The sequence below is a fragment of the Streptomyces niveiscabiei genome (assembly GCF_033794345.1).
GTDB lineage: Bacteria > Actinomycetota > Actinomycetes > Streptomycetales > Streptomycetaceae > Streptomyces > Streptomyces niveiscabiei.
This window is the reverse complement of sequence record NZ_JARAYJ010000063.1, coordinates 1-11,619: the sequence shown is the minus strand read 5'-3', so window position 1 is coordinate 11,619 and position 11,619 is coordinate 1. Positions and strand designations below refer to the sequence as shown.

At 71.2% G+C, this 11,619-nt stretch carries 10 protein-coding genes; 5 read left to right on the top strand and 5 right to left on the bottom strand.

All coding sequences use genetic code 11. The features are described from left to right. The 3 genes from PV682_RS41905 to PV682_RS41895 form a co-directional block, all read right to left on the bottom strand. Positions 1-777, bottom strand: a complete 777-nt coding sequence (locus tag PV682_RS41905) for a cytochrome c biogenesis CcdA family protein (RefSeq protein ID WP_407705832.1) — start codon at positions 775-777, stop codon at positions 1-3. Continuing rightward, on the bottom strand, positions 774-1,421 hold the full coding sequence (locus PV682_RS41900; protein WP_319737891.1) for a TlpA family protein disulfide reductase: 648 nt from the start codon (positions 1,419-1,421) through the stop codon (positions 774-776). Before PV682_RS41900 ends, PV682_RS41905 begins: the two co-directional genes overlap by 4 nt. Before the next feature lie 106 nt (positions 1,422-1,527). Then, entirely contained in the window at positions 1,528-2,427 is a 900-nt protein-coding gene (locus PV682_RS41895) for a ribosome-inactivating family protein (protein ID WP_319737890.1), read from the bottom strand. 226 nt (positions 2,428-2,653) lie between these two features. Between PV682_RS41895 and PV682_RS41890 the strand changes: the two genes are divergently transcribed. Beyond that, complete coding sequence (locus PV682_RS41890) at positions 2,654-5,548, top strand: helix-turn-helix transcriptional regulator (protein WP_319737888.1); 2,895 nt, start codon at positions 2,654-2,656, stop codon at positions 5,546-5,548. Here PV682_RS41890 and PV682_RS41885 read toward each other — a convergent pair. Next, on the bottom strand, positions 5,527-6,165 hold the full coding sequence (locus PV682_RS41885) for a hypothetical protein (RefSeq protein ID WP_193555087.1): 639 nt from the start codon (positions 6,163-6,165) through the stop codon (positions 5,527-5,529). The genes PV682_RS41890 and PV682_RS41885 overlap by 22 nt on opposite strands. Positions 6,166-6,480: 315 nt before the next feature. Here PV682_RS41885 and hemL point away from each other — a divergent pair, with 315 nt between their 5' ends. From hemL to PV682_RS41870, 3 genes are all read left to right on the top strand, one after another. Beyond that, on the top strand, positions 6,481-7,800 hold the full coding sequence (gene hemL / locus PV682_RS41880) for a glutamate-1-semialdehyde 2,1-aminomutase (protein ID WP_319737885.1): 1,320 nt from the start codon (positions 6,481-6,483) through the stop codon (positions 7,798-7,800). Further along, a complete protein-coding gene (locus PV682_RS41875) occupies positions 7,797-8,480 on the top strand; it encodes a histidine phosphatase family protein (protein ID WP_319737883.1) in 684 nt (227 codons plus the stop codon). Before hemL ends, PV682_RS41875 begins: the two co-directional genes overlap by 4 nt. A gap of 163 nt (positions 8,481-8,643) precedes the next feature. Further along, positions 8,644-9,972: a polysaccharide deacetylase family protein gene (locus PV682_RS41870; RefSeq protein WP_319737880.1), complete on the top strand. Its 1,329-nt coding sequence runs from the start codon at positions 8,644-8,646 to the stop codon at positions 9,970-9,972. Positions 9,973-10,093: 121 nt separating this feature from the next. On the opposite strand, the gene PV682_RS41865 is transcribed toward PV682_RS41870, so the two are convergent. Beyond that, entirely contained in the window at positions 10,094-11,293 is a 1,200-nt protein-coding gene (locus tag PV682_RS41865; protein WP_407705834.1) for an ArgE/DapE family deacylase, read from the bottom strand. A 149-nt stretch (positions 11,294-11,442) separates the two neighbouring features. Between PV682_RS41865 and PV682_RS41860 the strand changes: the two genes are divergently transcribed. After that, the coding region (locus PV682_RS41860; RefSeq protein ID WP_319737918.1) for a helix-turn-helix domain-containing protein at positions 11,443-11,619 on the top strand (177 nt) is incomplete at its 3' end.

Genomic DNA, 11,619 nt, shown 5'->3' with positions numbered 1-11,619 from the left:
TCAGATCCCTACAACGAAGCCGTTGGACCAGGACTGCATGTCCTGCACCATGCCGTCCCAGACGCCGGTCAGCAGCAGCAGACCGGTCACGATCATCATCGTGCCGCCGATCCGCATCACCCAGACGTAGTGCCGCTTGACCCAGGAGAAGGCCCCCAGCGCCTTGCGGAAGGCGACCGCCGCGAGCACGAACGGTACGCCCAACCCCAGACAGTAGGCGACGGTCAGGATCGCCCCGCGCCCGGCACTGGACTGCTGCGAGGACAGCGCGAGCACGGACGCGAGCGTCGGCCCGATGCACGGCGTCCACCCGATCCCGAACAGCGCGCCCAGCAGCGGCGCCCCGACCAGCCCGCTGATCGGCCGCTTGTGGATACGGAACTCCCGCGCCGTCATCCACGGCATGAGCCCCATGAAGAACACACCCATGAGGATCATGAGCACGCCCAGCACCTTGGACAGGACGTCCTTGTTGGCCTGGAGGGTGTCCCCGAAGTACCCGAACAGCGCGCCGCTCGACACGAACACGACCGTGAACCCGAGCACGAACAGCGAGGCACCGGCGACCATCCGCCCCCGGCGCGCATCGGCGAGATCCGTACCGCTGATACCTGTGACGTACGAGAGGTAGCCGGGTACGAGGGGCAGGACGCACGGCGAGAAGAAGGAGACGAGCCCGCCGAGCAACGCGATCGGCAGCGCCAGTATCAGGGCGCCGTTGAGGACGGTCCCGTTCAGCTCGCCCACGGCGATCGTGTTCACGGCGAGGGAGTTCACGCCTTCTCCGCGAGCACCGGATCGATCATCTCCCGCAGCCGCTCCTCGCTCAGCGGCGACAGCGACCGCGCGGCGACCTTGCCCTCACGGTCGATGACCAGCGTGGAGGGGATCGTCTGGAGGTTCAGCGTGCCCTTCTTGAAGCGCAGCAGGAGCTTGCCCGTCGGGTCCGACAGGCTCGGGTACGTCACCCCCATCTGCTTCTCGAAGGCGAGCGCGTTGTCGTTGTTGGCGTCCCGGGTGTTGATCCCGACGAACTGGACGCCCTTGCTCTTGAGGCTCTCCGACACCTTCTGGAACCCCGGCGCCTCGGCCCGGCAGGGCGAGCACCAGGACCCCCACACGTTCAGCACGACGACCTTGCCCTTGTACGAGGCGAGGTCGAGGTCCGGCCCGGCGACGGTCTTCCCGGCCAGCTCGGGCGCGGCGTCCCGCTGCCCCGCCTTGACCCGCGCGATCCCGTCGGTCCCCATCACGAAGTGCGTGTCCCCGCCCCCGCCGGAGGTCCCCCCGGACGAGCAGGCGGACAGCGCCAGGGCCCCCGAGGCGGCACCGGCCGCCATCATCAGGACGGCCCGACGCGACGGGGACCTCTTCTCGAAGGCGCTGTTCGAACGCCGGGACGCACGGCTGGCGGCACTCATGTGAAAAGTTTCGCATGCCCGTTCTGAGGATCTTGGGCACCCCCCTCCCACCCGAAAACCCGCATTTCAGCCCGTGTCCCGGCGTTCTGTTCCGCGCGCTTTCGCGCTAGTCCATCTTGATGTACAGAGCCATGGCCAACTGCTCGTCGATCGCCTGCATCGTCGTGAAGGACCCACTGCCGATCTGGTAGTTGATGGGGAAGTGGTGCTGGGTCGCGTTCTCGACCGCCTGGGACAGACCTCCCCAGTTGTTCTCCAGGTCCAGGGATGTCACCGAGATGGCGCCCGACCCGCCGTTGACCATGGACGAGGACCCGGCGTAGAAGATGCCGTTGTTACGCATCGCGTGGCCGATCCGGTACGAGATGAAGTCGTAGCGGGAGCCCTCGGCGAAGGCCTGGGTGACGACGAGCAGGGCCCGCGCGCTGTCCCGCCAGTTGCCGTTCGCCAGGTCGGTGACCGCGCTTCGGATGGTGCCCATGGTGATGCCCTGGGAACCGCGGTCGATCTGAGCGGCACGCTCCATGTCGCCGTAGTTGAGCCACTTCCGGTTGTCCGTGTCGCCTCGCTGCCCCGGCACTCTCTCCGGTCCGGCACCCAGCCGGATGTAATGGCCGGTCGCTTCGTTGACCCAGCCGGTCACGTACATGTTCCGCGCGTTGAAGATCAGGGTGACCTGGTTCCCGCCCACCTGGAGGGAGAGGGGGAAGTAGTCGTCGCTCGTCCGTGTCACACGGATGCTCTGGTAGATGTTCCAGCCGCCGCCCCGCTCGCGGAGGAAGTTGATGATGGCGTCGTACTGGTCGGGGCTGGCGTTCGTCATGTCGAACGTCATGCCGTCGGTCGGGGCCGTGGCGCTGGCCAGCTGGACGTGCCCGCCCAGCGACTCGTGCCGCGCGCCGGTGGTGAGGCTGCCGCCCAGACCGGCGACGGCGACGGCTCCGACGAGGGCCGCCGGGAGGACGGCCGACGTGCTGATCCTGCGGAAGATGCGTGCTCGGGACATGGTGTGCGCTCCGTTGTGCGTGGTCGGCCACGCGGCGACAACGCTGCCGTCGTGCCTTCCAGATGTGTGAACGACACCGAAGATGCACATGCAGGACAGACCGAAACAATGAGGGACGTATTAAGTGGGTGGCGCCGCCATAAAATGGGGGACGGCCCGATGACGCCGGCCCGCGCGGCCACTGCGCATGACCGAGGCGGGACGTCGCGTACAGGACGGTGATGGTATGGCGGCCCAGCAGGGCTCTTCGGGACTCGGCCGGGGCTTCGCGTTCGTCGGCCGCCGCCACGAACTCGACCTGGTGCTCGCCGCCGTCCGGCAGTCACCGGCCGTGGTGCTGGTCGAGGGCGACGCCGGCATGGGCAAGTCCCGGCTGGTACGCGAGGCCACCACGATCCTGGCGTCGCAAGGGTGGCGGGTGCTGACGGGCTACTGCCACCCGCTGCGCGAGCCCCTGCCGTACGGGCCGGTGATCGACGCGCTCGGCGCCATCGGTCCGTGGCTGCCGGACACCTCCCTGCCGCCGACCACCGGCGCGCTGGCCCCGCTGCTCCCGGACCTGGCCCACCGTCTGCCGCCGGCGCCGGCCAGGCCGCGGGGCCCGGGCGCCGCTCGCCACCAGCTGATCCGGGCCGTGCGCTCGGTGCTGGCGCACGTCGGCCCCGTGGTCCTGGTCGTCGAGGACCTGCACTGGGTCGACGACGCCACCCGCGAGCTGCTCCTGCTGCTCGCCCGCGACCTGCCCGACCGGTTCGCGCTGATCGCCACCTACCGGGCCGAGGACCTGCCGCCGGGTGCCGCGGCCCTGGGCGCCGCCTACCGCCCGCCGCCCGGTGCCGGCGGCACGGTGATCCGGCTGTCGCCACTGACCCGGACCGACGTGGCCGACCTGGCCGGCGCGGCGCTGGGCAGCCGTGCCACACCGGAGCTGTGCGCGGTGCTCCACCGCCGCAGCGAGGGCCTGCCGCTGGTCGCCGAGGAAGACCTGATCACGCTGCGGGACCAGGCACGCCCGGACGTCCGGGAGCTGGAGCGGGCCGAGGTGCCCGGCGGTCTGCGGGAAGCGGTCGGCGAACGGCTGACCTCCCTGTCGCCGGCCGGTGCGGCGGTCGTGGACGCGGCGGCGGTGCTGGCCGTACCGGCCGGCGAGACGCTGCTCGCCGAGGTCGCCGCCCTGAACGGCGACGAGGCCGCGGGCGGGCTGATCGACGCGCTGCGGGCAGCCGTGCTGCGCGAGACCGACAGCGGCCTTTACGGCTTCCGTCACGTGCTGGCCCAGCAGGTCGCCTACCGGCACGTCCCCGGGCCGCGCCGCAGGCGCCTGCACCAGCGGGCGATCGACCGCCTCCGCACCCAGGACCCGCTCCCGCTGGTGCAGATCGCCCACCACACGCTGGCCACCGGTGACCATCAGGGCTGGCTCGGCCTCGTCGAGCAGGCCGCCGAGCAGGCGCTCGCCCTGGGCGACACCGGCACCGCGGCCTTCCTCCTGCACCAGATCCTGGACCGGTGCCAGGTGGACACGGAGCGGCGGTCCGCAGCCGCGCTCACGCTCGCCCGGATCGTCGGCTACGGCGTCGACTACGCCGTGACCGTCCGCGAACTGCGGACCGTGCTGGCCGATCCGAAGCTGCCGGACGCCACCCGGGGCGAGATCCGCCTCGGGCTCGGACTGGTCATGCTCAACGTCGGCGCCGACCCGGCCGGTTCCCGGGAACTCGCCCGCGCCGTCGACGAGTTGGCCACGCAGCCGGACAAGGCGGCGCTGGCGATGACCAACCTGGCCCTCTACGAGCGGGACGGTGCCGCCGCGCACGCGTGGGACTGGCAGGGCCGAGCGGAGCGGGCCGTCGGCGACAGCGCCGACGAGACGAGCCGCAGAGCGGTCCGGATCACCCGGCTGATCCTGATGGCCCGGGACGGCGATCCCGCCGTCTGGCCGCTGCTGGACCGGCTGCCGCGCCGGGACGACGCCGGAGCGGTGCTGCGCCACTCCGCCTACGCGCTGTACGCCCTCGCCGAGGTCGCGCTCCAGGTCGGCCACGACCGGCGGGCCCACGCTCTGCTGGTCGAGGTCGAGGACCTGGTCGAACACGCGGCCCACGGGCGCGTCGAGTGCCTCCCCCGGGTCGCGGAGCTGCGCCTGGACTGGCTGGCCGGGCGCTGGACCCGGCTGGAGGAGGATTACGCGGCCCTGGCGGACGCCCACCCCGACGTGCGGCAGATCGGCGTGGACCGGGCTCTGTGCCAGGGGCACCTCGCCCTCGCCCGGGGGCGGCGCTCCCTGGCCCACGCCCACTTCGCCGCCGCGGCGGCTGCCGCCGGCGGCACGAGCGAGGTGGACGTGAGCATCAGGATCGCCGCCGCGCTCGCCGCGGTCCAGCTCGCCGAGGGCGACCCGGCGGCGGCCTGGGCGACCGTCGAACCCGCGCTGTCGATGCTGCGCGGACTCAGGTCCCGGACCCGGACCCTGGACCTCGTCCCGGTCGCGGTCGAAGCCGCGCTGGCTTGCGGGGACCACGCGTCGGTCGAACGCCTCGTGGCGGAGGCCGAGTCGGACCTGCGCGACCGCGACGCGCCGGCCGCCTCGGCCGAACTGGCCCTGGCCCGGGGCCTGTCGCTCCGCGCCACCGAGCCGGCGCGGGCCGCCGAGCACTTCGCCGAGGCGCAGCGCTGGTGGCAGGAGATCGGCCGTCCCTACGAGGTCGCCAAGGCCGCCGAACGCCGGGGGGACGCCTTGTTCTGCTCGTCCCCCGAAGACGCGGCAACGCACCTGGCCGACGCCGCGCGCGCCTTCACCGAGCTGGGCGCGACCGGCGATGCCGCACGCTGCCGGCACCGCCTTCGCGACCTCGGTGTCCAGACGTCGCGGCGACCGGGGCGCCGCGGCTACGGAGCCCAGCTGTCACCCCGTGAACTGGAAGTCGCCAAGCTGCTCGCCGCCGGCGCCACCAACCAGGACATCGCCCAGACCCTGTTCCTGTCCCCCCGCACCGTCGAGAAGCACGTGACCCGCGTCCTGACGAAACTGCGCACCTGCCGGAAGGACGTCCACAGCAGCCTGCCGGAGCCCCCGCCCGAAACCAGCGAACCCTCGGCTCAGGGCCAGACCAAGCAGTAAGGCTGATGCCCCGCCTCATGCAACCGATGACTGAAGTCCTGCCACTCATGCAGCAGTTGATACACATTGAACGCATCCCGAGGCCCCCCGCGATCAGGAACCGTCGACCAGATGAAGGCCGCCGCCCCGACCGCCTCCTCGCCTATGTCCCGGAGGGGGTCGACGACGGTCATCGGGAGTTTCACGACCGCGTAGTCGGGGTGGAGGACGACGAGTTCGAGCGGGGGGACCTTGTGGAGGGGGACGCCCTCGATGCCGGTGAGGACCATCGCCGCCATCGTCTCCGGCTTGATCTTCGTGAACATGCCGTTCATGCCCAGCTCGTCGCCGCCGAGCTCCTCAGGGCGCATCGAGATGGGGACGCGGGCCGCCGTAGCGCCGTCGGGGGCACCGAAGTACTTGTACGTCACGCCCACCCGACCACCGTTCCCGCTCCCCGCCGTGAGGCGGTCGGTCCGGGGCCGGATCAGCCGACCGATCTCCTCGGACTCGCTCTGTGCCTGAAATGTCTGCTGTGCTTCGTCTGTTTCCTCCGCGTCGCGCCGGTGCCTTCCCCGCCGGGCACGACGAGGACCCAGGTCATCGGTCCCCTCGCCCAGTCCGCCACCGCGATGCATATCTCCACCCGACTGCTTTTCTAGGACGCGCGGTACCGCCCGCGCAACCCGATCATCGTGTCAGTGACCTCCCCCACGGCCGCCCGCCGAAACGTGCGGTGAAACATCCTGTCCGAGGGATCGTCCCGGTCCCCGTTCAGTACGGCCCGTGTGAGCTGTATGTATCAGATCCAGTTTCTCAGATCCCGAACACTGCCCGCGGATACGGCGACGGGGCCCCGCCGCCACCCGCCCCTGGTTCCCGAACCCCCTGGCCTACCCTGAGAAGGTTCCGCCCCACCCCGCCCGCCCAGCAAGCCGGAGAAGCCCCAGGCCATGACCGAACACCCCTACCCCTACGACGCCCCCGCCTCCGAGGCCCTCTTCGACCGCGCCTCCGCCGTCACGCCGGGCGGCGTGAACTCCCCGGTGCGGGCCTTCAGGGCCGTCGGCGGCACCCCCCGCTTCATGGTCTCCGGCACCGGCCCGTACCTCACGGACGCGGACGGCCGCGAGTACGTGGACCTGGTCTGCTCCTGGGGCCCGATGATCCTGGGCCACTCCCGCCCGGAGGTCATCGCCGCCGTACAGGAAGCCGTCGCGCGGGGCACCTCCTTCGGCACCCCCGGCGAGGGAGAGGTGGCCCTGGCCGAGGAGATGACGGCCCGCGTCGCCCCGCTGGAACAGGTCCGTCTCGTCTCCAGCGGCACCGAGGCGACGATGTCCGCGATCCGCCTGGCCCGCGGCTTCACCCGCCGCGCGAAGGTCGTGAAGTTCGCGGGCTGCTACCACGGCCACGTGGACGCCCTGCTCGCGGCGGCCGGCTCGGGCGTGGCCACGTTCGCGCTCCCGGACACCCCGGGTGTGACGGGCGCGCAGGCCGGCGACACGATCGTCCTCCCCTACAACGACCTCGACGCCGTACGCGAGGCGTTCCGCCTGCACGCGGACGAGATCGCGTGCGTCATCACGGAGGCGTCGCCGGGCAACATGGGCGTCGTACCGCCGCTGCCGGGCTTCAACCAGGGCCTGAAGGACCTGTGTTCGGCGAACGGCGCGCTGTACATCTCGGACGAGGTGATGACGGGGTTCCGTACGAGCCGGGCGGGCTGGTTCGGTGTCGACGGCGTCGTACCGGACCTGATGACCTTCGGCAAGGTGATGGGCGGCGGCTTCCCGGCGGCGGCGTTCGGCGGCCGGGCGGACGTGATGGCGCACCTGGCCCCCGCCGGCCCCGTCTACCAGGCGGGCACCCTCTCGGGGAACCCGGTCGCGACGGCCGCGGGCCTCGCGCAGCTGCGGCTGCTGGACGACGCGGCGTACGACAGGCTCGGCGCCGTGTCGGAGCAGATCCAGGCGCTGGTCTCGCAGGCCCTGACCAAGGAGGGCGTCGCGCACACCGTGCAGAGCGCCTCCAACATGTTCTCGGTGTTCTTCACCGACCGCCCGGTGCGCAACTACGACGACGCGAAGGCGCAGGAGTCGTACCGGTTCACCGCGTTCTTCCACTCCCTCCTGGCGAACGGCGTCTACCTGCCGCCGTCGTCGTTCGAGTCGTGGTTCGTGTCGACGGCGCACGACGACCGTGCCGTACAGAAGATCGCCGACGCCCTCCCGGCGGCGGCCAGAGCAGCCGCGGAGGCCACGGCAGCATGAGCACAGCCAAGGAACTCACCGTCGTCCACCTGATGCGGCACGGCGAGGTGCACAACCCGGACGGCATCCTGTACGGCCGTCTGCCCGGGTACCACCTCTCCGAGCTGGGGCGGCAGATGGCCGACCGGGTCGCCGAGCACCTGGCGTCCCGGGACGTCACGTACGTCGTCGCCTCCCCGCTGGAGCGCGCGCAGGAGACGGCGACCCCGATCGCGAAGGCGCACGGCCTGGATCTCGCGAGCGACTCGCGGCTGATCGAGGCGGGGAACTTCTTCCAGGGCAAGACGTTCGGCGTCGGCGACGGCGCGCTCAGGAAACCGGGCAACTGGCCGCATCTCGTCAATCCGTTCAAGCCGTCCTGGGGAGAGCCGTACGTCGACCAGGTCGTGCGGATGAAGGGCGCGCTGGACGCGGCCCGCGACCAGGCGCGCGGCCACGAGGCGGTGCTGGTCAGCCACCAGCTGCCGATCTGGATCGTCCGTTCGTACGTCGAGCGCCGCCGCCTGTGGCACGACCCGCGCAAGCGGCAGTGCACGCTCGCCTCGCTGACGACCTTCACGTACGAGGGGGACCGCATCGTCTCCGTCGGGTACTCCGAGCCCGCGATCGACCTGGTGCCCGCGCATCTGCGTGCGGGTGCGAAGCCGGTGAAGGGTAAGGACAAGGCGTTCGGCGCGTAAGGATCTTGCTGTAACGGCTGTCGCCTCTTGTCGCCTCTTGAGGCGGCGGCCGAAAAAGGTTGCTCCTGTTACCAAACCCGGAACTTCTCCGGGAACCTCGTCGTTCGATACGTCCTCTGAATGAGTGACCCACCAGAGACAACGCGACGAACGGGACAGCTCCATGCGCAATCTCACCCGACGGGGAGCCCTCGGACTCGGTGCGGGCGCCGCCGCGGCTGCGGGACTGGCCGGCTGCGGCTCGTCCTCCGGATCGGACTCCGGGGACGGCGGCCCCTCCGCGAGCGGCTCCCCGAAGGGCAGCGCCAGTCCCAGCGCGCCGGCGCGGCCGATCGGGGACGGCTCGACGTCGTTCACCGGCAAGCAGCCGCACCAGCCGGACAAGCCCGTGCCGCTGGAGGCGGGCGAGGAGCCGCCGCAGTTCGTGGTCTTCTCCTGGGACGGCGCGGGCGAGGTCGGCAACGGCCTCTTCCCCCGCTTCCTGGACCTCGCCAAGGAGCACGGCGCGTCGATGACGTTCTTCCTCTCCGGGCTCTACCTGCTGCCGGAGGGCAAGAAGCGGATGTACGAGCCGCCGAACAACCGGCGCGGCGCCTCCGACATCGGCTACCTCTCCGACGACCACGTCAAGGCGACCCTCACGAACGTGCGCCGCGCCTGGCTGGAGGGGCACGAGATAGGCACCCACTTCAACGGGCACTTCTGCGGTGAGTCGCACGGCTCGGTGAAGTGGTGGACGGCCAAGCAGTGGCGCAGCGAGATCGACCAGGCGAAGGCGTTCGTCAAGGAGTGGCGGACGAACACGGGGTGGACCGACCTGCCCTCGCTGCCCTTCGACTACGACAAGGAACTCGTCGGCGCCCGTACGCCCTGCCTCCTCGGCCAGGACAACCTCCTGCCGACCGCCCGTGAGCTGGGCTGGCGCTACGACGCGTCCTCGCCGGGTGGCCGCCAGGTCTGGCCGAAGAAACGACACGGCGTCTGGGACTTCCCGCTCCAGGCGATACCTTTCCCCGGCCGCAAGTTCGAGGTCCTGTCCATGGACTACAACATGATGGCCAACCAGTCCCTCAACTCCACGAAGGCCCCGGCCCACAACTACCCGGGCTGGCGCAAGCAGTCCGCGGGCGCGTACATCGCGGGTTTCCAGCGCGCGTACACCACCAACCGCGCCCCCTTCTTCATCGGCAACCACTTCGAACAGTGGAACGGCGGCATCTACATGGACTCCGTCGAGGCCGCCTTCAAGCACATCGCCGCCGAGAAGGAGAAGGGCGCCGACGTCCGGATGGTCTCCTTCCGCCAGTTCACCGACTGGATCGACGTCCAGAAGCCGGAGGTCCTGGCGAAACTGCGCACCCTGGACGTCGGCCAGGCCCCGGCGGGCGGCTGGAAGGCGTTCATGACGGAGAGCAAGGGGACCACGGCGGGGACGTCGGCCGGGGGTACGGGTACGAGTACGCAGACGATGGGGTCGACTGCCGCTTACTAGGCGAGGTCTCGGGGGCGGGTGGCTCCGGGGTACTACCCGGGTACGACCGGCGGCGTACGGCACGGGGTACTGCGCGCCGCGTACGGGCGGTTACGGGTACGGGGCCACTGCCCGCCGCACCTCACACCGTCCCCAGCTCCCGCAGCACGGCCAGCGCCAGTGTCCGGGCCACCCCCACCGTCTCCGGCACCGACACGGCCTCCCGCGCGCTGTGCGCGACGCCGATGTCCCCGGGCCCGAACTGGAGCGTGGGGATGCCGGCGCCGGCGTAGTGGCGCAGGTCGCTCCCGTACGTCGCCCCGCGCTCACGGGGTACGGCACCCCCGTTCGCGTCGGCGTGGGCGCCCTGGACGAGGCCCAGGAGCCGGTGCCCGGCAGGGAGCCGCCCGCTGGCGAACTGGCCTCCGGGCCAGGTCACTTCGACCGGATGGTCCGTCAACCACGGGTCCCGGGCGCAGACTTGGGCGACCCGGGCCTCGAACGCGGCGCGCGCCGACGCGGGGTCCTCCCCGAGCCGCACCCCCAACCGCCCCTCGGCGACGAGGAGATCGGGCACGCTGCTGGCCCAGTCGCCGGTGCGGACGGTGCCGACGGAGAGGGAGTAGGGGATCGGGTACTCGGCGAGCAGCGGATCGGCGTCCCGGTTGCGCTCGGCCTCCAGTTCCCCGAGCGCCCGGTGCACCGGCAGGAACGCGTCGAGCGCGCTCACCCCCCGCTCCCGCGAACTGGCGTGCGCGGCAAGCCCGTTGACGGCGAGCCGGAAGGTGAGCGCCCCGGCGTTGGCGGTGACGACGGTCCCCCCGGTCGGCTCGGAGATGACGCAGGCACCCCCGGTGTGCCCCCGCTTCAGCGTCCCGAACGCCCCGATCCCCCCGTCCTCCTCCCCCACGACGAAGTGCACCCCGAGCCGCCCCCGCAGCCGTACCCCGGACTCCCGCAGGGCCCCGAGCACGGCGAGCTGCGCGGCGATCCCGGCTTTCATGTCACAGGCACCGCGCCCATGCACGAACTCCCCTCGCACGCGGGGCACGAAGGGATCCCCGTCCCAGGCGCCGGGGTCCCCCGCAGGTACGACGTCGACGTGACCCTGAAGGATCAGCCCGGCCTCCTCGCCGTCCCCGAAGTACCCCACCAGCCCCCACGCCTCGTCCCGCTCCACCTCAAGCCCCGGAAACCCCGGATCGGCGTACAGCTCCCCCAGGTCCATGGCCCACAGGTCGACGTCGGAAGCCCCCAGCTCCGCCAGCTTCCGCGCCAGCACGTGCTGGATCTCCGACTCGGCCGCACTCCCCGTGACGCTCGGCACGGCGACCAGTTCCATCAGCGTCCGGGCCAACGCCGTCTCGTCGATCGCCGCCAGCACGGCGGCCTCCGCCTCGGTGTACACGCGCGCATCCCTCCCAGGTCTGAGACCGATTAAGGAACGATCGTTCTTGACCGATCGTTCCTCAACTGTCTACCGTAGGAGCCATGGGCAGGCCAAGAGCATTCGACGAGGACGAGGCGGTGCGCGCCGCCGTGGACCTGTTCGGCGGGCGCGCGTACGACGGCGTGTCCGTCGACGACCTCGTCAGCCACCTCGGCGTACACCGCAACAGCCTGTACAAGACGTTCGGCAGCAAACGCGGCCTCTACCTGACCGCGCTG